15 protein-coding genes, 4 tRNA genes and 1 pseudogene are annotated in these 22,229 nt (G+C 57.3%); 12 read left to right on the plus strand and 8 right to left on the minus strand.

The features are described 5' to 3' along the window. Entirely contained in the window at positions 1-4,140 is a 4,140-nt protein-coding gene (locus E3W21_RS08880) for a hypothetical protein (RefSeq protein WP_134419118.1), read from the minus strand. A 217-nt stretch (positions 4,141-4,357) separates the two neighbouring features. Between E3W21_RS08880 and E3W21_RS08885 the strand changes: the two genes are divergently transcribed. Both E3W21_RS08885 and E3W21_RS08890 read left to right on the plus strand, forming a co-directional pair. Continuing rightward, positions 4,358-6,817, plus strand: coding sequence for an EAL domain-containing protein (locus E3W21_RS08885; RefSeq protein ID WP_129437365.1), 2,460 nt, complete (start codon positions 4,358-4,360; stop codon positions 6,815-6,817). Between the two features lie 78 nt (positions 6,818-6,895). Next, positions 6,896-7,657, plus strand: a complete 762-nt coding sequence (locus E3W21_RS08890) for a TenA family transcriptional regulator (RefSeq protein WP_371927051.1) — start codon at positions 6,896-6,898, stop codon at positions 7,655-7,657. A gap of 85 nt (positions 7,658-7,742) precedes the next feature. Here E3W21_RS08890 and sugE read toward each other — a convergent pair whose 3' ends face one another. The 3 genes from sugE to rdgC form a co-directional block, all read right to left on the minus strand. Next, a complete protein-coding gene (gene sugE, locus E3W21_RS08895; RefSeq protein WP_008151200.1) occupies positions 7,743-8,057 on the minus strand; it encodes a quaternary ammonium compound efflux SMR transporter SugE in 315 nt (104 codons plus the stop codon). A gap of 119 nt (positions 8,058-8,176) precedes the next feature. Beyond that, positions 8,177-9,142: a bile acid:sodium symporter family protein gene (locus tag E3W21_RS08900; RefSeq protein WP_129437363.1), complete on the minus strand. Its 966-nt coding sequence runs from the start codon at positions 9,140-9,142 to the stop codon at positions 8,177-8,179. A 151-nt stretch (positions 9,143-9,293) separates the two neighbouring features. Then, positions 9,294-10,214 (minus strand): recombination-associated protein RdgC, encoded by a 921-nt coding sequence (gene rdgC / locus E3W21_RS08905; RefSeq protein ID WP_046049133.1) that lies wholly within the window; start codon positions 10,212-10,214, stop codon positions 9,294-9,296. A 160-nt stretch (positions 10,215-10,374) separates the two neighbouring features. Between rdgC and E3W21_RS08910 the strand changes: the two genes are divergently transcribed. From E3W21_RS08910 to E3W21_RS08925, 4 genes are all read left to right on the plus strand, one after another. Further along, positions 10,375-10,450: transfer RNA gene (locus E3W21_RS08910), tRNA-Val, on the plus strand. 19 nt (positions 10,451-10,469) lie between these two features. Next, positions 10,470-10,546: transfer RNA gene (locus tag E3W21_RS08915), tRNA-Asp, on the plus strand. Between the two features lie 200 nt (positions 10,547-10,746). Next, positions 10,747-10,822: transfer RNA gene (locus E3W21_RS08920), tRNA-Val, on the plus strand. Positions 10,823-10,841: 19 nt separating this feature from the next. Beyond that, a tRNA-Asp gene (locus E3W21_RS08925) sits at positions 10,842-10,918 on the plus strand. 146 nt (positions 10,919-11,064) lie between these two features. Here E3W21_RS08925 and E3W21_RS08930 read toward each other — a convergent pair. Both E3W21_RS08930 and E3W21_RS08935 read right to left on the minus strand, forming a co-directional pair. Continuing rightward, complete coding sequence (locus tag E3W21_RS08930) at positions 11,065-12,195, minus strand: catalase family protein (protein WP_134419120.1); 1,131 nt, start codon at positions 12,193-12,195, stop codon at positions 11,065-11,067. Further along, positions 12,192-14,000 carry a di-heme-cytochrome C peroxidase gene (locus E3W21_RS08935; protein ID WP_134419121.1) on the minus strand — a complete coding sequence of 603 codons (1,809 nt, stop codon included), beginning with the start codon at positions 13,998-14,000 and terminating at the stop codon, positions 12,192-12,194. Before E3W21_RS08935 ends, E3W21_RS08930 begins: the two co-directional genes overlap by 4 nt. 269 nt (positions 14,001-14,269) lie before the next feature. On the opposite strand from E3W21_RS08935, the gene E3W21_RS08940 reads away from it, so the two are divergent. From E3W21_RS08940 to E3W21_RS08960, 5 genes are all read left to right on the plus strand, one after another. Beyond that, positions 14,270-14,986: an FKBP-type peptidyl-prolyl cis-trans isomerase gene (locus tag E3W21_RS08940; RefSeq protein WP_129437360.1), complete on the plus strand. Its 717-nt coding sequence runs from the start codon at positions 14,270-14,272 to the stop codon at positions 14,984-14,986. A gap of 294 nt (positions 14,987-15,280) precedes the next feature. Then, on the plus strand, positions 15,281-15,736 hold the full coding sequence (locus tag E3W21_RS08945; RefSeq protein ID WP_129437359.1) for a YkvA family protein: 456 nt from the start codon (positions 15,281-15,283) through the stop codon (positions 15,734-15,736). Between the two features lie 113 nt (positions 15,737-15,849). Next, positions 15,850-16,191, plus strand: coding sequence for a helix-turn-helix transcriptional regulator (locus E3W21_RS08950; protein ID WP_129437358.1), 342 nt, complete (start codon positions 15,850-15,852; stop codon positions 16,189-16,191). Then, the gene (locus E3W21_RS08955) at positions 16,188-16,559 is read left to right on the plus strand and encodes a hypothetical protein (protein ID WP_003223109.1); all 372 of its coding nucleotides are present in this window, start codon (positions 16,188-16,190) and stop codon (positions 16,557-16,559) included. The genes E3W21_RS08950 and E3W21_RS08955 overlap by 4 nt, the downstream gene beginning before the upstream one ends. Further along, positions 16,560-16,979, plus strand: coding sequence for a sel1 repeat family protein (locus tag E3W21_RS08960; RefSeq protein WP_129437357.1), 420 nt, complete (start codon positions 16,560-16,562; stop codon positions 16,977-16,979). A 34-nt stretch (positions 16,980-17,013) separates the two neighbouring features. Here E3W21_RS08960 and E3W21_RS08965 read toward each other — a convergent pair. Then, positions 17,014-18,803, minus strand: a pseudogene (locus tag E3W21_RS08965) (bifunctional diguanylate cyclase/phosphodiesterase). A gap of 148 nt (positions 18,804-18,951) precedes the next feature. Continuing rightward, positions 18,952-21,033: a carboxy terminal-processing peptidase gene (locus E3W21_RS08970; RefSeq protein WP_165353228.1), complete on the minus strand. Its 2,082-nt coding sequence runs from the start codon at positions 21,031-21,033 to the stop codon at positions 18,952-18,954. Positions 21,034-21,173: 140 nt separating this feature from the next. Here E3W21_RS08970 and E3W21_RS08975 point away from each other — a divergent pair, with 140 nt between their 5' ends. Next, complete coding sequence (locus E3W21_RS08975; RefSeq protein ID WP_134419122.1) at positions 21,174-22,136, plus strand: zinc-binding dehydrogenase; 963 nt, start codon at positions 21,174-21,176, stop codon at positions 22,134-22,136. The last annotated feature ends 93 nt before the right edge of the window (positions 22,137-22,229 follow it).

The following is a 22,229-nucleotide window of genomic DNA, read 5'->3' on the forward strand; positions in this document are numbered from 1 at the left end:
TCAGTGCCACAGGACGTTCAGCGCATTTTCACCGCCGTCGTAACCGAATTCCTTCATCACCACCGAGCACGATTCACAAGGTGGCATCGTGGTGGCAATGCTGACCGACTGTATCTGCGTGCGATCAGGATATTTCTTGCGGATCACGCTGATCAACTTGCTCTCACTGTCCAGTGATGTAGGCGCGCTCGTCAGTGTCGGTTTATAGGTGTCGATATCTTTTATGGTGTGCGGCACGGCCAGCAGTTTGCCCTCGGGTGTCACATTGAGGGCAATGCCAGGGAATGTGTCATTGAGATCGATATTGAAATAGGTCGTTTCGCCAACCTTCACCTCATCCGCCCCCAAATTGTTCTTGAATAACGGCAACTGCCCGGTGGTCCCCTGCGCCCCCGAAACGCTGACGTACACCTCCCGTTTTCCGGCGGCGGTATTTACTTCTGCATAGGCGATGTTTCTGGGATTGCGCGAACGCTGGTGACGAGGGATCAGGCCATGAAGCTTTTTCATTGCGTCGTCGATTCTCAAGGCGTTGCCTGCAGTCGTCCGCCTGGTGGCCGGTTCACGGAACAATGTATCGAAAATCTCCACTGTCCTTTGACGCAAGGCTTCTGGTGCCTCTTTGCTGCGTGACCAGCTTGTCGCACCGTCCGGCAGTCGGGTGACAATCATTCGGGTCGAGTGATCAAACAGGACCGCTTCCCCTGGGCTGGTATCAACCTTGAGCCATTTGAGCGTGTCGGGCGGGTTGGCATGGCCTCCGATCGGAATGGCGATTTCTTCCATTGTTTTCAACGCAAGTTCCACCGCTTCCGTACCGTGAATCCTTGCCACATTGTTGGCATTCAACGATCCGGTGTAGACAGTCAGCAATTCTGCTTTGAGATCTTCCTGCAATGTGGAAGCTTTCTTGAAATTCAGCGTGTCTCTTATGCTTTGACCTTGTGCCAGTTCGGCGACGTAAAAATGTCCAGCATCCAGTCGGGTGAACACATAGTGCTTTGAATCGTCCCTCGCCGGGATGATGGTGGCACCGGCCTCGAAGGTGTCAAATTGATTCTGGGTCCCGTAGAGAATACTCACCTTGATCCTCCCATAAATCCCTTTTTGGAACTCCATCGTAGCCGGGAGCCGGCTTTTTTTCTTCAGGGTTTTAAGCAACATCGCCCGATCCGCAGTGGCCGGCGTATAGATACTGTCTCCGAACCACGGCGCCCAGCCTTTGTTTTCGTCGAAACTGCCGATGGCCGGCGTCGGCGCCGGATCACGGGTGACGAATGAAGTCTTGCATACATCGGCACCCGGGTTACGTCGTACCCGGCAAGGCAAGGATTTGAACATCGCCTGATCATCAATCAAGTCGGCACGGCGCAGTTGGTTGCCGTCCAGACGATAGGGAATGTCATCAACGAACAGTGTGGTTCGACCATCGATCTCAAGTACTTCACGGATATGGACATATTCCGGGAGTTCTACCAGGACGTGGGATTCGGTAGGAGGTAACGTTTTGAAGGTTGACCGGCCCTGCATGAAGTTTCTGTGGTTATTGCTCAGGCGCGGGCCATAGGGCAAGGACGTCACCGGGTCGACGGGGTGGAATCGGGTCAGGTCCGACGGGCTGGTATTGCGCACAAGTACATCATCGACACCGTTGACCGTTGCCAGTCGATCGCTGTTTGTCAGCGGTTTCCAGCGCCCCGGATCGGTTGTCTGGGGCAGGTTGTGGACCAGTCGGTAGCTGTCGGCGTGTCCTGTCAGTTTTTTGATTCCGTCAAGGCCCATGCTGCCGGCTATGTACAGCCCTTTCCTGGCGCCGCTTACCGTTGCCTTCAGCAGTGTCGGAACCCCGTCCAGCGGGTTCAGGTTTCTCAGCGAAGCGGTCAGCAGTTTTCGGGTCAACGTTGAAAAGGAGGGCAGACTTGCTTTGACGGTCATGCGCGAGGCTGTGACCCCGGCCCTGATCAAACGCACCGAACCCGACATGAATTTCCCGACAGGACTGATGAATGAAGCCAGGTCCAATACGAGTCCGATCACGCCTGTGAGTATCTGGCCCGACAAAAGGTCCTCAATACTGCCCCAGAAGGGCACAAACCCTTTGACCACCTCAACGAACGTATTCCGCCGTTGTTCGTTTCTAGCCCTGATGGTGTCGAATGCCGTCATGCCGCGGGCTTGGGTATGCAACTGCCGTTCATCTACGTACAGAAAATTCGTTGCAATGTAGTGGGCCACTGCATTCAAACGGGGGGATACCCGCGCCGTTCCTTCGCTATGGCTAACGGCAGCTGCGGGCACGTCACCTACCACGCCGAGGATCGCTATGCAGTACGCCCTGTCAGCAGGCTGCGTGCCATCTAAGTGCGCTGACCAATCGAGAAGTAGAGAAGTGCTGATTTCAGCAGTATATGTTTGTCCGGGGATTGAGGCGTGCAAGGGAAACGTGGTGCGAACCCCTTTGACTGTTGAAAACCTCAAGTGGGGTCGGCAACGAATGACGCCAGCACTCGGGATCAGTTCGTAATAGGTGATTTCATGATTGTGGGTCACCTGTAGAACGAAACCTCTTCTTGGTCGGATGTCTCCCCTTAATTGGATGTGTGTTTTTTCCAGGTGCAGGCTCAGCAAGCGGATGTCACCCCGCTCAAGGGCCTGGCGGTCGGCCAGTGGCAGCGAGGTCAGTAGACTGGCGATCAGGGTCTGATAGGCCGTCCTGATTTTCGAGAGGTAGTTTGTGAAGTCTGTTTCAAACTGCCTGTTGATATCAGGCAGCGTCTTGCCCCCGCTTCTGCTAGGCACAAGCCTTTCGATCCCCCTATGATCCTTGCGGAATTCCTCATCATGCAGGGTTCGCTTGTCGTCGATCTTGATCCAGTGACTGGTTCGTGTTTTTCCATCGGACTGGGTTACAAACCATTTGCTTGCGTCATCGAATTGGCCATCGGCATAGACATCGAGGAATGCATCGCCCGGCAGCTTCAATGAGGGCATATCTCTGAACCCCAAGCTGCTCGGTGGCACATGACGCAGCAACTTGCGCCCGTCCGATTCGAACATTGCATCGCCAAACAGATCATCCTTTACCCGTTTGGCCATCTTCAGTCTTTCAGGGGGCGGCAAATCGAGTGTCATGACGGCGTTGTTCAGGCTCTCGCTGTGGCTTTCCAGAGCTGCCATCGCCCGCGTCATATCGTCCTCGTCGTAATCGGATTCCGTTCGCGATTGAACGATGCCACTGCACACCGCCCATTCCAGCGCTGGACCCATCCTCAGTCGCGCAATCTTCTCAAGTTGTTCGGACGAGGCGTCGGCGCTCCGGGTCAGGGGCAGGTCAACGAGTTGTTGAAAGGACAGCGGTTTCAATCGATCAAGGTCGAGTTCATCTGCCAGCAGCACGCCGTGCATGAAGTTCACCCACACCACCGAACTTTTGTAAGGAAGGTCGGACGGGATATCGCGCACAGCGAAGTCCTTTGAGAGGCGGGTCTCGAACACCCGCGCCAGTAATATCGCATCCTTGGTATTGGCGAGCCGCCGGTTGCGCAGCAAGTGCTGTTCGAAATCGCTGCGCAGGCTCTGGTAGCTTTTGCCCCAGTGTGCCGGGTCTTGCCAGCGGAAGCCGGCGAGCTCTTGCGAATCGTCAGCCGACGACTCATGAAAGTAGAGGCATATGGCTTTGCAAATCAGTTGATTGCGTACGGACGTCGGCGTCTGTTCGCCGGGGTGTGCGCCATACCACTCGAGTTTCTTGAGAAGCCGGTCTGCCAGATCCTGTGCTTGGGTCGCGTTCAATATCCGCTCGAGAAATACCGAGGGCTTAGCACGCAATTCCTCTTCGGACGCGAGACGCAGTACATCGCCGCCCAGATGACGGATCAACGAGGACTTGCCGGTCATGAAGCTTTTTACGGTGTCGACGATTTGAACATTGATGAGTTTTGCCTTGTACATGTTGATGGTCAGGGATTGCACGAGGGTGGGTGTCGCACGTTGCAAAGCCTTGAACCGTTGTCGATCCTGAGCGGTGGGTTGAGTAATAAAAGATTCGATATCCGGGCCGTCATCAAGTCCCAGCGCTTGTCTGGCGCGAATTTCTTCGGCGGCCGATGTGTCGGGTGCAGCTAAAGGTGTCGATGTCATGTCGCACTCCTCATGAAAGTAATTCCCGCAACAAGTAGGGGAATCTTGGAGTGCCCAGTTAATCGATCTCGAAATCTGCTGTGGCTGTACATATATATGGTTGTGTTTAGAGTGTACCGAGGCTGATCCTCCGCTTGCCGGAACCGAGAACGCACCCTAGTCTAGCTGTAGCGATCACGGTGGATGATGATCTGGCAGTGCTAAAACAAGGGACCTCATGAATCAAGCGCGGACTCTCGGAACGCCACGGTTGTTGGGCATCGTCTGGCCATTTATTGCCGTCGTGTTATTTCAAGCCTTGCTGGGCGGTGTCAGCCTGTATGTTCTGTCGGCGGTTCGCGGCTACGTTGCCGGTGAAAGCCTGTGGTCCAAAGGCCAAAAAGACGCCATCTATTACCTCAATCTCTACGCCGACAACCGCGACGAGACGATTTTCCTCAAATACCAGAACGCCATTGCCGTACCGCAGGGGGGCCACGAGTTGCGTGTGGCGCTGGATCATCGGCCACCTAATATCGAAGCGGCACGGGTGGCGATCCTCAAGGGAGGTAACCACCCGGATGACGTCTCCAGTTTGATCTGGCTTTACCTCAATTTCCGGCACTTCAGTTACCTCGAAAAAGCTATCGACCTTTGGACGGTGGGCGACGCGTATCTGGTGCAACTCGATGAGGTTGCGAAGGAAATGCATCAGCACATACCTGTCAATCAGGCCGCCGAGGCTGACATCAAGCGCTGGAAAGACCAGATATTCGCCATCAACGAGGGTGTGACACCGGCGGCGAAAGCCTTCAGCGATGCCTTGGGCGAAGGTTCACGGGTGATCCTGCGGCTGCTGCTGGTGACCAACCTCGCCACCGCTCTGGGCTTGATTGCGCTGGCCTTGATGCGCACCCACAAACTGCTCAAGCACCGCAATGCGTTCGCCGAGGCCCTGCAGTTGGAGAAGGACCGGGCGCAGATCACCCTGCAATCGATTGGCGATGGCGTGATCACCACGAATGTCGACGGCGCGATCGCCTACATGAACCCGGCCGCCGAGGTGCTGACCCACTGGAAGGCCGAGCAGGCGACGGGTTTGCCGCTGGCGGCGCTGTTCAATCTGCTGGACGAGAACGCTCAGGCCGATGGCTTCACGTTGATCGAGCACATTTTGAGCGGACAACTCAGTGGAGGCAGCGAACACTCAAAACTGATCCAGCGCCTGGATGGCAGCACGGTTTCGGTCACCCTGGTCGGTGCGCCGATCCGCAACGCCGGCAAGGTCAGCGGTACCGTGCTGGTATTGCACGACATGACCCAGGAGCGGCAATACATTGCCAATCTGTCCTGGCAGGCGACCCATGACGCCTTGACCGGGCTCGCTAACCGCCGCGAGTTCGAATATCGCCTGGAACAGGCGCTGCACAACCTGACACGGCAGTCGGGGCGCCATGCCCTGATGTTCCTCGATCTGGATCAGTTCAAACTGGTCAACGATACCTGCGGCCATGCGGCGGGTGACGAGTTACTGCGGCATATCTGTGCTCTGTTGCAATCCGGTTTGCGCGAAGGCGATACCCTGGCCCGCCTGGGTGGCGACGAGTTTGGCATCCTGCTGGAGAACTGCGCTCCGGAAGCCGCCGAAAAAATCGCCGAAGGCCTGCGTCAGACCGTGCAGAACCTGCACTTCGTCTGGAAAGGCCGACCGTTCGTGACCACTGTGAGCATCGGGCTGGTTCACGTCACTCAGAATCCGACCACTCTCGAAGCCTCGCTGCGTGCTGCTGATATGGCTTGCTACATGGCAAAGGAGAAAGGCCGTAATCGGGTTCAGGTCTATCACGCCGATGATTCGGAACTGTCCCTGCGCTTCGGCGAGATGGCTTGGGTGCAGCGCTTGCACATGGCGCTGGAAGAAGACCGCTTCTGCCTGTACGCCCAGGAAATCGCGCCCCTTGGTCATATCGAGAAGGGCGGTGGACATATCGAAATTCTGTTGCGTCTGCATGACGAAGCCGGACGGATGATTCTGCCCGACAGCTTTATTCCGGCTGCCGAACGTTATGGTCTGATGACGTCCCTTGACCGCTGGGTTGTGCAGAACGTTTTCAAAGTCATTGCCCAATGTATAGCCGAACAGCGCAAAGGGCCGTTGGCCATGTGTGCGATTAATCTGTCAGGCACAACTATCGGAGATGAGGCGTTTCTGCACTTCCTGCGTGAACAGTTTGTTACTTACTCCATACCGCCTGAAATGATTTGTTTTGAAATCACTGAAACCAGTGCTATTTCCAATCTCGGAAGTGCAATCAGATTTATTAATGAACTCAAAGGTTTAGGTTGCCACTTTTCACTGGATGACTTTTGCGCCGGAATGTCCTCATTCGCCTACTTGAAACATTTGCCTGTAGACTTCCTGAAGATCGACGGGAGTTTCGTAAAGGATATGCTGGACGACCCGATTAACCGCGCCATGGTCGAAGTGATCAATCACATCGGTCATGTTATGGGTAAGCGTACGATTGCCGAGTTTGTTGAAACACCCCAGATCGAGCAGGCATTGCTGGAGATCGGGGTGGATTACGCTCAAGGGTATGTTATTGAACGCCCGCATTTGTTTACCTGCGACAGTTTACAAAGTCGTCCAGCCAGGCCTCAGCCTTTGTTATTCAAGGCGCCTGGCACGTTCCGTTGAAATCTCTTGCTGATCCTTATAATCACAATCAAAAGGAGCTCGACAGTGATCGACACATTCAACCGAACCGGACCACTCATGGAAGCTGCAAGTTATCCCGCCTGGGCTCAAAGCCTGATCCAGGATTGCAGCGAGAGCAAACACCGGGTTGTCGAACACGAACTGTATAAGCGTCTGCGTGATAACAAACTCAGTGCAAAGACCATGCGTCAGTACCTGATCGGTGGCTGGCCGGTAGTCGAACAGTTCGCGTTATATATGGCACAAAACCTGACCAAGACTCGCTTTGCCCGCCATCCAGGTGAAGACATGGCGCGTCGCTGGCTGATGCGTAACATACGCGTCGAATTGAACCATGCCGATTACTGGGTGCACTGGAGCCGTGCTCACGGTGTCAGCCTGGAAGATCTGCAAGCGCAAAAGGTTGCCCCTGAACTTCACGCCTTGAGCCACTGGTGCTGGCACACCAGTTCGTCGGATTCGCTGATCGTTGCCATTGCCGCCACCAACTACGCCATTGAAGGTGCGACCGGGGAGTGGTCGGCGCTGGTCTGTTCCAGTGGCGTCTACTCGGCATCATTCCCCGAGGAAGATCGCAAGCGGGCCATGAAGTGGTTAAAAATGCATGCCCAGTACGACGATGCCCATCCGTGGGAAGCCCTGGAAATTATCTGCACGCTGGCGGGCATGAACCCAAGCAAATCCCTGCAAGTGGAATTGCGTCAGGCCGTCTGCAAGAGCTACGACTACATGTTCCTGTTCCTGGAGCGCTGCATGCAGCTTGAGCATGCGGAAAAGGCTCCTGTCGCGCGTGGACGCATGGAGCTGGCCGAGAGCTGATCGTTTAATACACGCCATTGAAAAAGCCCGTTCCCCCTGTCTGTATCGTAAGGGGGGCGGGCTTTTTCGTAATGGCAGCAATCGGTCAGGCGCTGATCTTCAGCCCGACCAGCCCGGAAATGATCAGCGCGACACTGGCGAGCCTGAACAGCGCCATGGATTCACCGAACAGAATGATCCCGGCAATTACCGTCCCGACCGCACCGACACCCGTCCAGATCGCGTAGGCCGTGCCCAGCGGCAATTCCTTCATGGCAAGGCCCAGCAAGCCAAGGCTGATGGCCATGGCGGCAACGGTCAATGCGGTGGGGAGAGGGCGACTGAAGCCATCGGTGTATTTCAGGCCGACGGCCCAGCCAACTTCGAACAGGCCGGCGAAAAACAGAATGATCCAGGACATGAGAGACCTCCATCGATTGACGGGGTCGTCCCCAGATTAATGACTCGATCGAGCCGCGAGGTCGTCCTCGCGTTGCACAATAGAGTGCCCATCATTAACCCGGGGATCAAGTTTTCGGATCAGTCGATAGCCTGCTGAGCCGCTGTTTCCCGATCTTCTTTCTCACTCATCCGGCGGAAATACGTCGAGAGCAGCGCCCCGGAGATGTTGTGCCAGACGCTGAACAACGCACTCGGCACCGCCGCCAGCGGCGAGAAGTGCGCACTGGCCAGGGCCGCACCCAGCCCGGAGTTCTGCATGCCGACTTCCAGCGCCAGGGATTTACGCTGGGCCAGTGGCAACTTGAACAGCCTCCCGGTGAAGTAACCCAGCAGATAGCCGAAGCTGTTGTGCAGCATCACCACGGCCATGATCAACAGGCCGGATTCGGCGATCTTCGCCTGGCTGGCGGCCACCACCGCGGTGACGATGATCACGATGCTCACCACCGAGATCAGCGGCAGCACGTCCACCGCGTGGCGAACCCGATCACCCAGCAGGCGCTGGGCAACCACGCCAAGCACGATCGGCAACAGCACCACTTGCAGGATCGACCAGAACAGCTCCATGAACGACACCGGCAACCAGGCTGAGGCCAACAACCAGATCAGCGCCGGGGTCAGCAGCGGGGCAAGGAGGGTGGTGACAGCGGCGATGGCTACCGACAGCGCCAGATCGCCGCGGGCCAGCCAGGTCATCACGTTCGACGAGGTGCCGCTAGGGCAGCAGCCGACCAGGATGACGCCGACAGCGATCTCCGGCGGCAAGTGGAAAGCCTGGCAAAGCAACCACGCCACACCGGGCATGATCACGAAATGCGCAACCACGCCCAGGGCCACGCGCCATGGATGGCGAGCGACTTCGGCGAAGTCTTCGAGTTTGAGGGTCAGGCCCATGCCGAACATCACCAGGCCCAACAGCGGCACGATCGCGCCCTTCAGGCCGATGAACCAGGTCGGTTGCAGGAACGCCACGACGGCGAAAATCAGTACCCAATAAGCGAAGGTGTTGCCGACAAAACGACTCAATGCAGCCAGTGCGCGCATGGCCTGATCCTTGTTATTCGTATTCGAAAATTACGCAGGCCCAATGTGGGAGCGGGCTTGCTCGCGAAGGCGTCCTGACAGTCAACATCATCGCTGAATGTCAGTCCCTATTCGCGAGCAAGCCCGCTCCCACATTAGCAATCACCAGCCTTTAGATCCCCTGCGGAGTCTCTTCACCGCCCAACGCTTCAACTAGCGCCGGCAGGAAGTCGCCGAAGGTCAGCATCATCAGGGTGAAGCTGGCGTCCAGTTGGCCGAGGGCTTCTTCGCCACCGTCCTGTTCCGCCTGGTCTTGCAGCAGGTCTTCGAACTTCAGGCGCTTGACCACCATCTTGTCGTCAAGCACGAAAGACAGCTTGTCTTGCCAGGCCAACGACAGCTGAGTGACCACTTTGCCGGTGCTCAGGTGCAGCTGGATTTCTTCGCTGGTCAGGTCCTGGCGCTTGCAACGCACGATGCCGCCGTCTTCGTGGGTATCACGCAGCTCGCACTCGTCCAGCACGAAGAAATCGTCCGCAGCTTTCTGGGTGGTGACCCATTCAGTCATGGTCGCGGTAGGGGACATCTTCACGGTCAGCGGACGTACCGGCAGCGTGCCGATGACTTCACGCAGGGTGGACAACAGGTCTTCGGCACGTTTCGGGCTGGCCGAGTTGACCAGGATCAGGCCCTGTTTCGGCGCGATGGCAGCGAAAGTCGATGAACGACGAATAAAGGCGCGCGGTAGGAAGGCCTGGATGATTTCATCCTTGATCTGATCGCGTTCCTTTTTGTAGACCTTGCGCATTTGTTCGGCTTCGATCTCTTCGACCTTTTCCTTCACCGCGTCACGCACAACGCTGCCCGGCAGAATGCGCTCTTCTTTACGCGCGGCGATCAGCAGGAAGTCGCCGCTGATGTGCACCAGCGGAGCATCTTCGCCCTTGCCGAATGGCGCGACGAAACCGTAGGTGGTCAACTCCTGGCTTGCACATGAACGCGCCAGTTTGGTGGCCAGTGCAGTTTCCAACGCCTCGGCATCAAAAGGCAGATCTTGGGTCAGGCGATAGATAAGCAGGTTTTTGAACCACATGGGGCGAGTCTCTCCTTTATACAAAGGGGGGCATTATTCTCTTCGCGGCGCCATAGGCCAACCCTTCTCTAAGCCTTTGGAAGGCCTGAAAAAATTAATTAAAAAAGTGCTTGCCAGAGATGTGGTCGCTCCGTAGAATGCGCGCCACACCGAAAGTGAAGGGTGATTAGCTCAGCTGGGAGAGCGTCTGCCTTACAAGCAGAATGTCGGCGGTTCGATCCCGTCATCACCCACCATTCGCTTCCAGTGTTACGCGCAGCGGTAGTTCAGTCGGTTAGAATACCGGCCTGTCACGCCGGGGGTCGCGGGTTCGAGTCCCGTCCGCTGCGCCATATTCGGTNTATCTGGAACGCTGAACGCCAGGTCACCACGGAAAAGCCCGCTTAACGCGGGTTTTTTTCTGTCCAACGTTTGTAAGTTGTTCCTGCAGGTCGCGTCGTTTTATGGGTTTTCAGATTTTTTTGAAAATTATTCAATTAAATCAACACTTTATGAAAATCTGTGGCACAATGCGCCCCGCAACGAAGGTAAAGGGTGATTAGCTCAGCTGGGAGAGCGTCTGCCTTACAAGCAGAATGTCGGCGGTTCGATCCCGTCATCACCCACCACTTACTTTCAACGCTACGCGCAGCGGTAGTTCAGTCGGTTAGAATACCGGCCTGTCACGCCGGGGGTCGCGGGTTCGAGTCCCGTCCGCTGCGCCATATTCGGTCACCTGGAACGCTGAACGCCAGGTCACCACANNGAAAGCCCGCTTAATGCGGGCTTTTTGCTGTCTGGGGTTTGGCTTCTGCCGAGGTTCCACCGAGAAAGCGACCTTTGGGTCGCTTTCTTTCGTTCTGCCTTCTTATCATTCGGCGTTGCGGCTGTGTCGGTAGTCGCTCACGGCTTCATACACGGCTTTACGCAACCGGTTTATACCGCCAATAGGGCGATGAGCCTCAAGGCCAAACCATGGGTTGAACGACTGGTTATCGCATTGCACGTTCAGCGCAGGCGTATCGAAGTCCTGGGCGGGTACGTTGATCCGCGCTACGGTCTCGAACAGGGCATCGTTTTCCTGCCACTCAATGCTCGTGTCTTCGATCGGCATGTACTTGGCCGGGTCCTGGCGCTGTATCTGCAGGACGAAACAGGCCGGCATCCGGTCGGTCGACAGTTGCTGGTTCAGCGCATTGCGCAAAAAGTTCGGCAACTTCTGGTTTTGCGCAGGCAGGGTGTAAGTCGGGCAGTTTGCCGGATCGGGCATGACGCGGAACTTGGCATTGGCTTCGCCGAATTTGTAGGGCGAAACCGAAAAGTAAGTCGTCTGGGTCGGGCTTTCCGGGGCGGGTGAAAGTGTCGCCAGCGCGATAAACAGATGGCGAACCTGCCAGGTCCGTGGGTCCCAACCCGGAAAGAACGCCATCAGCTTCTTGCCGTCAGCCTGTGCGGCTACATTCTGACGGTACTCGGCGACATCGCTGACGAAGAAATTCGGATGGCTGAACATCACGAAGTCCTGTTCACCACGACTCTGTTGATCACGTAGCAGCTGTTTACCGGGCACATCGAGCAATTTGATCGCTATGCCCCGTGCATCGCGGATGCTGTCGAACTGCGGGTAGGCATTACCGTTGGACAGCCGCATCGTTGCTTGCCAGGTTTTGCCGGGTTCGCTGAACACACCCTGACGCAGTTCAACCGCCAGATCCGGCAGCACCTGAACCTCGGCCTTCACGCAGCCATGGGCCTTGGCATGGGCGTCGCGCAGGTAGCGGGTGCTTTCACGGTGCTGATCGACGATGCGCACGGCGGTCTGGATGATGTCTTGAGTCATCGCTGATTCGCCATCCGGAATCAGTTCTTCAGCCGAAACCGGGCCGCTGTGCTGCCAGGCGAACCACGCCGTGGCCAGTGCCCAGCCGAGCAATCCAAGGCCTAGCGACCACAGCAGGGTTTTGCCGAGAAAGGCGCTAAAACGCATCCAGAGTCTGCTCATGGCAATTGCGCCTCCAGCGGGCCGCCCAACACTTTCAGATACTCCAGCAGCGCCCAGCGCTCTTCTGGTTGGAGCAGGCGACCGATGACGCCGTTGCCACGCTTGCCTGCGCGGAATTCGTGGCCGCTGTTGTGATTGCCGGTGATGCGTGTGTCGAACATGAAGCCATTGGTGAAGGCCTCGGTGCGATAGCCGAGGTGCCTCGGGTCGTACTCGAAAGTGCCTTTATAGAAGGTGGTTGCGCGTTCATCCTGGGGCGAGAGCAACTGATAAATGCTCGGCACCGAACCGTTATGCAGAAATGGCGCGGTGGCCCAGACTCCCGCCAATGGTCGCGCCTTGTAGGCGCGCAATTCACGCACGCCAATCGGCAGGCCGAAACCATCCATGTCCCGTCGTTCGGCCGCAGGAATGTTTGCTTCACGGAAGGCCCGGTTTCCGACGAAAGCGGTGACGTAGGCCAACCCTTTAGCCGACGAGAGCTTGCTCAAATCCAGCGATTCAACGGGCGTCGGCTGCAATTGAACATCCAGCTGCGCCAGCTCTGCCGGGTCCCATTGCAAGGCTGTGAGGTCGAAGCGATGGTCGGCGATGTTATTGGCCGCGCCCGGGTCTGTGCCGATGAACTCCACGGGCAGCATTTTCAGATGTTGCACCCAGCGCCCGTCGCTTTGGACCGATCGAGGTACATGGCAGCCGGCGCAGTTCTCGATGAATAATTCGCGACCTTTTGCGGCCTGGGTTTTATCGATGGCGCCCAGCAGTTCTTCTGGCCAGGCTGGCGGTTTGAGCCGTTGCAGGGTTTGTTCGATCAGGTGCAGATCGCGTAAGCGGACACTGGACGGATAACGGGCGTCTCCTTTAAGCGGTTGGCCATTAGCGTCGAAGAAATTCAGCGTGGCACCCACACCCAAGGCCTCACCGATGTTGCGGGCCATTGGTTGCTGCGCCGAACCGTTCCACTGCACCCAGTCGAAGGTCCACATGTCCCACAGTTGCGGATAGTCGACCGGAGCGTTGGCCACACGGTAGTTGGCGGGGGAAATCGCATCGCCGAAACTGGCGTTGGCAATGCGCCCGAAAGCGTCGGTGCGGCCGGGGCCTTCTTCGGTGGGATAGAGCCCGCGATGGGTGTCGTTCCAGGCCACCTTCAAGAAGGTGTCGAGCGAGACTTTGACGTCTTTGCGCAGTTGTTGATGCCGGGCATCGTAGTCCTGGCCCAATACGTTGCGTGCGAAACGTTCGAATTTCCACGGGTTGTAGTAAGTCGACGTCAGGCTCGCTACCAACGCTTGCCCGAAACTGCCGCCGCGCAACGTAGGAACGCTGGATGGCAGAACGTGTTGCGCCGAACCGCCATCGATGCGCACGGCCTGGCCGTTAAAGCGCAATTCACCGGTGTGACAGGCGGCGCAGGTAATGTCGAGAAACTCGTCCTGGCTTCCAGGGTTCTGATGACGGGCAAAGCCCACTGGCAGATTGCCGGGGTTGTTTGGTGTGGGTCTCTGGCTGGGGGCGATCAGAAAACCGAAGCGGGCGAGGTATTCGGGAGCGGCGAATCGCTGTTGCGAGAACGGTAATTCGAGGGCCTTGAACCAGTCATAGCGCAAGCCTTTGACCTGAGTACCCTGGGGCGTGAAGTAGTAAGTCTCGCGGTCGTGGGCGCTCCATTGCTCCAGGTAATGCACCTGCTGCACGGGTGACCAGGCCGGCAGTTTCGGGTTGGCGACGTAGTACAGAGCCACGGCGAGGCCCAGCCCCAACAGGACTGCGAACAGAACCAGCAAGCGAAAGAAGAGGCGCAAGATAAACATCCGTGTCGATTTGAAGCTCCCTTATGCCTCAGCGCCTGAGGTGCGGCAAGTGGCCATTACGCCAGATGCTGGGGTTCTGCTATCGGTCTCTGTGAGCACAAGATGACAGAAGCTTCATCAGCCCAATCCCGAAATGCGTTAAAACACCTGAACTTATCAGATGTTTCCTGCTCTCATGCCGGTAGCCATTGGTCGTGGCCGCCTGATAAGCTCGCGGCTTTAATTCGATTGCCCTTTAGGCGCATGAACAAGGAAATAGCATGAAACAGCATCGGTTGGCGGCGGCGGTGGCCCTGGTTAGCCTGGTACTTGCGGGTTGTGATTCGCAGACCAGCGTAGAGCTGAAAACCCCGGCGCAAAAAGCTTCCTACGGGATTGGCCTGAACATGGGCAAGAGCCTGGCTCAGGAAGGCATGGATGATCTGGACTCCAAAGCCGTAGCCCAAGGCATCGAAGATGCCGTCGGCAAGAAAGAACAGAAGCTGAAGGATGACGAACTGGTCGAAGCCTTCGCAGCACTGCAAAAGCGTGCTGAAGAGCGTATGGCCAAAATGAGCGAAGAGTCGGCAGCTGGCGGCAAGAAATTCCTCGAAGACAACGCCAAGAAAGCCGGTGTAACCACCACCGCTTCGGGCCTGCAGTATGAAGTGGTCAAGAAAGCCGATGGCGCACAGCCTAAGCCGACCGACGTAGTGACCGTTCACTACACCGGCACCCTGACCAACGGCACCGTTTTCGACAGTTCCGTCGAGCGTGGCAGCCCGATCGATCTGCCGGTCAGCGGTGTGATTCCGGGTTGGGTCGAAGGCCTGCAACTGATGCACGTTGGCGAGAAGTACAAACTGTACATCCCTAGCGAACTGGCTTACGGCGCCCAAAGCCCAAGCCCGGCGATTCCAGCCAACTCGGTGCTGGTATTCGACCTGGAACTGCTGGCAATCAAGGATCCAGCAAAACAAGACGCCGCTACCAAGTAATCAGCGTCTGCTCTAAAAACAACGCCCCGCTTATGCGGGGCGTTGTTGCATCTGGCGTTCGGCGAAGGTAAACAAAGCGAACGGATGCTGTAGGCTGGAGTCATAGCCATTGAGGGCGCCCGCACTAGCCGCGCCAGAGCGCCAAGTCAATGATATCTTGGGTTTTTTTATGTGAGTAAAAAACGCCCGATCTGAGTTAAGCCCTTATGAAACGGGGCTTTCAGCCGTGAAAAGCAGCTCTGTTCACAAGGTTATCCACAATTTGTGTGGATAACATTTCAGTGGGAGGAAATGATGAAAACACCCTGGAGTTTCGCTCGTTTCCTGCCTCTGGCCGGACGCCTGCTGGCGCGTGGACGTTTGCCGACCTTACTCTTCGCGGTGGCCAGCAAAGGAGCCAGCCAGGGTAACCGGCTAGGCAAGCTCAAGGATGATCTACGCCTGTTGCAGGCACTCTGCCTGGCTTACTGGCGCGGTGAGTATCGGGCCATCAGCCCCAAAGCCCTGATATCGGTCGTGGCAGGCCTGATGTACTTCCTCAGTCCGGTGGATGCCATTCCTGATTTCATCCCAGTGTTCGGCATGCTCGATGACATCGCGGTGCTGGCCTGGCTGATGAAAGTTCTCGACGATGAACTCAACGCCTTCCGCGTCTGGCGCAAGCGTCAGTTGCCGGAAAAGCTTGCGGTGGTCGAACGCCTTCCCGATACCCCGGAACAACTTCAGCTTCAGGGGCCGAAAAAAAACTGAACTGATTCAATCTCATCCACAGATTGATACCCCCGCGACCTTGGCCGCTGTTAGGATTACACTTCTAGGGAAAAGTGCCGACTCGCTAAGTGTTGTTGTCCTACGGGGTAGTCATGGATATTCAGATAATTACACGCGAAGGAGAGCCCGAGTATGCGGTTCTGCCATGGGCTCAGTATCAGGCTCTACTAAAAGCAGCAGGCATCAGTGAACAACCGTCGCGGGTCGCCCCAGAGCGTCACGCGGCAACACCAGACCAGATTCTTCCGGGTCTGGATCAACTACGCAGTTTGCGCGAAGGGAAGGGCATCGCCATTGAGGCGTTGGCCCGCACGGTAGGCATCAGCCCGTCCTATCTGGCCTTGATCGAAAGTGGCGAGCGTCTACCCGACGCTGCGATTCGCCGCAGCCTGGCCTGGGAATTGACGGTGCCAGGGTGGAGGGATGAATCGTGAGCGTACGCATCAGTCGTCAACATTGGGACGGGTTGCTGGGCGAACTGGATCAGGCGCGTCGCCAGCGTCATCTTCTGACATACCGGGCGTTGCTCGAACGTTTGCAACTTCCCACACCGGCCATGCAAACCTTGACCGCCGCGCTTGAACATCTGGCCGCGCTGGACGCCAAGGCCGAGCAGCCATTGCGCAGTTCGCTGGTGATCAGCCAGGGCGCCAGCCGCCTGCCGCGCACCGGATTCTTTGAATGTGTCGAACGTCTGGGGCGTTTCTCCGGCCCGTCCGATGGGGTGGCCGCAGCATCCTGGCATGCCTCGGAAGTGGTGCGGGTGTTCGAATACGAGTACCCGGAATCGGCGGAGGCCTGAGTGTTTTTAAAACTCAAGGCGCGGGCCAGCTACTGGCTGGCTCGCCGCTTGTTTCACTGGTCATGGTTTGTGCGCCAACCGCGTGGCTGGAGCTGGCTCGAAGGCCAGTTCGCGCGCATGGCGAACCTGGGTGATGTTGGCGCCCAGAGCTTCTACGGCCACATCCTGACCTTTCGTGGCGTCGGCCTTGGCGCTCGCGAAGAGGGAGTGCGGTTGCTGCGTCTGGCGGCGTTGGCGGGGGATGGCAAGGCGGCGTATCAAGTTGGCGTGATCAGTATCGCCGGAACACCGAGCAAGGCGCCGGATGCGGTTGAAGCTGCGCGGTTTTGGGAGATTGCTGCGAAGGCTGGGCATCCGCTGGCCGAGCTTAAACTGAAAGAGTTGGCGTCTCGCGGTTCCGAGGCACCGCCCTCAATCTGAGTTGGCAGAACCGGCGTCATCGCGAGCAGTTCTATCAACGATGCCCTATGAACAACTCCTCGTGCTGCCCCGGCACCGCCAGACTATCGATCACATGCACGCTATACCCCGGCACATTCTTCGCGTGATGCTTGGCCTGCGATGCCATCTCCGCCAACTGGCTTGCATCGAGTTGTCCACAGGCCTGTGGATGTAAATGCACCACGCCGATCGACAGTGACAGCAATGCAAACTCCTGGCGCACACCCTGACGGTTTGGGGCGATGAAGCAGCCGGCTTCCAGATGTTCGCTGCGATAAAAGCGGCGGCATTGGCTCTGGAAGTCGTCCAGCAACTGATTCAAGCGTTTGCGCCAGTCTTCCGGGCCAGCACCAGCAGGAAGTCATCGCCGCCGATATGGCCGACAAAGTCGCGGGAAGGGTCGACGCGGTCATTCAGGCATTGCGCCAGGCTTAGCAGGACTTCGTCCCCACGGCCGTAGCCGTAGATATCGTTGAAGGGTTTGAAACTGTCGATGTCGACGTAGCAGATCACCGACTCCCGTTGCTGTTGCAGCAGTCGCGTCAGGCATTGCTGGATCGGCACGTTGCCCGGCAGCAGGGTCAGCGGGTTGGCGTAACGGGCTTGCTGGATCTTCAGTTCGGTAATCAGTTTGAGTACGTCGATCACTCGGCCCAATCCCAGGTAACCGCCGTTGAGGGTGATGATGAAGTCTTCTTCGATGCGTTGCCGCGCGCGGCTGGTGATCAGTCGGCTCACTTGTTGCAACGACTGGCTCATCTCAACGGCGAGGAAGTCATCACTCATTAAACGGCTGATCGGCTTGCGGGCGAACAAGTCGGTGGCAAAAGGGTTGAGCAGTGCATCGGAGAGCGAATGCCGATGGACGATGCCGCAGGGCTGACCTTGCTCGTCGAGCACCGCCAGAGAGTTCAGGTTGGCCTGGCGGCGAAAGGCTTCCAGCACCGTGGCGGTCGGTGTATCGCGACCCACTGCCGGTTGGTCTTTGAGCAAAGCGCTAAGGTCGCTGACTTCATCATTCAACGCCACCGCTGTGCTTTCCCGTTTGGGCATCAGGGTTCGGGCATCACGAGGTGGATGTTCCTGGGGGCGGCAGAGCAGATAACCCTGAACCAGATCGACGCCCATCTCGGTCAGTACCGCGAGTTCTTCCGGCAGCTCGATACCTTCTGCGATCACTTGTGCCCGCGAGGCCTTGGCGATTTGAAGGATCGAGCCGACGAATTCGCGCTTGAGGGCGTCCTGGTGAATGCCGTCGATGAAGTGTCGATCAATTTTCACGTAGTCCGGACGCAATTCAGACCACAGCCGCAAACTCGAATAGCCTGCGCCCAGATCATCCAGAGCAATGGAAAATCCCATCGCTCGATAGTGATGCAACGCGGTTTGCAGCAGCTCGAAATCGTCGGTCGGGGTTTGTTCAGTCAGTTCTATCACCACCTGACTCGGCGATATGCCGAAATCCTGCAGCAGTTGCAGGGTGCGCCCGGGTTGGTGGGCGGCTTCGAGCAGGGATTCAGGGGAAACGTTGAGGAACAGTTTGCCGGGCAGTTGCTGCTCGTTGAAACGTCGGCAGGCGCTTTGACGGCAAGCGATTTCCAGCTCGCTCAGGCGCCCAGCCTGACGGGCGACGGCGAACAGTGCGAGGGGGGAGTGCAGTGGACTGTTGGAGGGGCCGCGACTAAGTGCTTCGTAACCGAGAATGCGTCGCTCAGAGAGGGAAATGATCGGCTGGAACAAGCTGTGCAAACCGCTTTGAGCCAGTATGGAACTCAAGGCACTCAGCTGTTCTGTGGTGGTCATGGCTTTCTCTGGCGATAAAAAAGGACTGGGAGCACTCTCTTGGATAAAGAGGGGCTCCCAGTCCTTTATTTCACGACAGAGTGATGACTGTATGATGACGCTCCGGGGAGCGTCAGCATTAAATTGCCATCATCTTGCTTGTAACAACTTAGTGCTTGGCTACCGTGGTATTGAGTTTCAGGTAGTCCAACAGAATCCGCCCGGTTTCGCTCAGGTAGGCATCGTCTTCCGGTTTGGTCTTGTCCGGCTCGGCCGCAATAGCATCCTCGTCTTCTTTCTTCAGCTCTTTGAGCGGTTCTTCTCCCTTGGCCTTGCGACGAATGTTTTCCATGACCAGTTGCTTGGCTTCTATGTCGGCGTGTTGCTTACGACGATCGACTTCGTTGAGGCTGACGGTTTTTTCTTCCATCAGCTTCTGGGCCAGGGCCAACTTGTCGCGGATAAACACAAACTCGGCGTCTTTGGCCGAGCGTGCGTCATGCTCGGATTTAAGCTGCGAGATGTAAGGCTTGAACGGGTCGACCGCAGGCTTGATGGCCGCACGGATGGTGTCCCACGGCATGGCTTCTGGTAGTGCGCTTTCGCCGATTTCCTTGGTGTCGATGATCGACGGGTAATCGATGTCCGGCAGTACGCCCTGATGCTGGGTGCTCTGGCCGGAAACCCGGTAGAACTTGGCCAAGGTCAGTTTCAGTTCGCCATGGTTCAGCGGCTGAATGGTCTGCACGGTGCCTTTACCGAAGGTCTGGCCGCCGATGATCAACGCGCGGTGATAGTCCTGCATGGCGCCGGCAAAAATTTCCGAAGCCGAGGCAGACAAGCGGTTGACCAGTAACGCCATCGGCCCTTTGTAGAAGGCACCCGGGTTTTCATCTTCCAGTACATCGACCCGGCCATCGGCGTTACGCACTAGTACGGTCGGACCTTTGTCGATGAACAGGCTGGTCAGCTCGGTGGCTTCCTGCAAGGAACCGCCGCCGTTGTTGCGCAGGTCGATGACTACGCCGTCGACCTTGTCTTTCTGCAACTCGGTCAGCAGTTTCTTGACGTCGCGAGTGGTGCTCTTGTAGTCCGGATCGCCAGCACGGAAAGCCTTGAAGTCCAGGTAGAAGGCCGGGATCTCGATGACGCCAAGCTTGTAGTCCTTGCCGTCCTGTTTCAGGTTGAGGACCGATTTCTTCACCGCCTGGTCTTCAAGCTTCACCGCTTCGCGGGTGATCGGGACGATCTTGCTGGACTGGTCGTTCGGCGCATTGCTGGCCGGGATCACTTCCAGGCGCACCACGGTGCCTTTCGGCCCACGGATCAGCTTGACCACTTCGTCCAGGCGCCAGCCGACCACGTCGACCATCTCTTTGTTGCCCTGGGCAACGCCGATGATCTTGTCGGCCGGTGCGACTTGCTTGGTCTTGTCGGCCGGGCCTGCAGGCACCAGACGCACGACTTTCACCTGGTCGTTGTCGCTCTGCAACACGGCGCCAATGCCCTCGAGGGACAGGCTCATGTTGATGTCGAAGTTTTCCGCGTTATCCGGCGACAGATAGTTGGTGTGCGGGTCGTAGGACATGGCGAAGGTATTGATGTACGCCTGGAAGATGTCTTCCGGGCGGGTCTGGTCCAGGCGCGCCATTTGATTCTTGTAACGCTTGGTCAGGGTTTCCTGAATCTGCTTGGAGTCCTTGCCCGCGATCTTCTGACGCAGCACTTCGTCCTTGACGCGTTTGCGCCACAAGTCGTCGAGTTCTGCGGTGGACTTGAGCCAAGGGGCGTCCTTGCGATCGATCAGCAAGGTTTCCTTGGCGGTGAAGTCGATCTTGTCGACGCCTTTGTTCAACTCGGCAAGGGCGAAGTCCAGACGCGCTTTGACGCGGTCCAGGTAGCGCTTGTAGATGGTGAACCCGGCATTCAGGTCGCCGCTTTTGAGGAAGTCGTCAAACTGGGTTTTCCACTTGTCGAATTCGGCAATGTCGCTGGCCATGAAGTAGCTGCGCGACGGGTCCAGCAGCTTGAGATAGCTGTCATAGATGATCACGGAGCGCGCGTCATCGAGCGGCGGCTTGCTGTAGTGATGGCGCTTTAGCAACTCGACGACGTTCAGGCTGGCGATCACTTCGTCACGATCAGGCTGAAGCTTGTCCCAGCTATTGGCTGCAAACGAATTGGTCGACATCGGCAACAGACCGATACCAATGAATAGGGCTAGGGCGGTGCTGGGGAAAAAATGCTTCATGCTGATTCGACGCGGGGACAATTGATCACGCATATTAGGCCGTCTTTGAAGTCGCCGGTTCCACAAAGGGCCGGTCAAAAAATGCAAGAAAGCCCGGCGCTACAGCAACGGGCTCAGTCCAGACTCACTATGGAGGCACTGTGAAAGCATTGCAAGGCGTTGAAGGTCAAGTGGAGTGGGTGGAAGAGCCCAGTCCTACATGTGATGTAGGACAAGTTCGGATTCGAGTGGCGGCTGCGGGTCTCAATCGCGCCGATTTGTTACAGAAGGCGGGTCTTTATCCGCCACCGCCGGGAGCCAGTCAGGTACTGGGTCTTGAGTGTTCGGGGGTCATCAGCGAGGTGGGGCCGGGCTCGTCCTGGCAAGTCGGGGATCGGGTTTGCGCCTTGCTGGCCGGGGGCGGGATGGCCGAGGAGGTAGTTGTCGACGGACGGCATGTGTTGCCGGTACCCGAAGGTTTGTCCCTGGCTGAGGCGGCAGCGCTGCCAGAAGTGTATGCGACCGTTTGGCTGAATTTGTTTCAACTGGCTGCGCTCAAGCCGGGTGAGAAAGTTCTGCTGCACGCCGGAGCAAGTGGAATCGGTTCAGCTGCCATTCAGCTGTGCAAGGCGTTTGGTAACCCGTGCTGGGTCAGCGTCGGTTCCGCCGAACGTTTGGCTTACTGCGAAGCGCTGGGGGCGCAAGGTGGGGTCGTGCGCAACGGGGATCTGGACAGCTTGAGCGACCTGGGGCCGTTCGATGTGATTCTCGACCCGGTGGGCGGCAACTACGCTGCGCTGAATCTGAGACTGATGGCGCGCGATGGTCGTTGGGTGCTGATCGGCCTGATGGGCGGTCGTGAGGCGCAGCTGGATCTGGCGCAGGTACTGGCCAAGCGCGTGCAATTGCTGGGTTCGACCTTGCGCAGTCGCGACGAGCAGTTCAAGGCGGATCTGTTCAGCGATCTCAGCCAGCATGTCTGGCCGTTGTTTGCTGAAGGGCGTTTAAGCCCGCAATTGTCCAAGACCTTTCCGATCAAGGACGCCGAAGCGGCGTTTGCGGAGTTGGCGACTAATAAGGTGTCGGGAAAGTTGGTGTTGGTAATCGACGAAAGCCTGGTTTGATCCCTGTGGGAGCGGCGGTGCGACGATTCGACTTGCTCGCGAAGGCGGTGTGTCATTCAACAAATGTGTTGAATGTAAGTTCGCTTTCGCGAG

Source organism: Pseudomonas sp. F01002, from assembly GCF_004402115.1.
Taxonomy (GTDB): domain Bacteria; phylum Pseudomonadota; class Gammaproteobacteria; order Pseudomonadales; family Pseudomonadaceae; genus Aquipseudomonas; species Aquipseudomonas frigoris.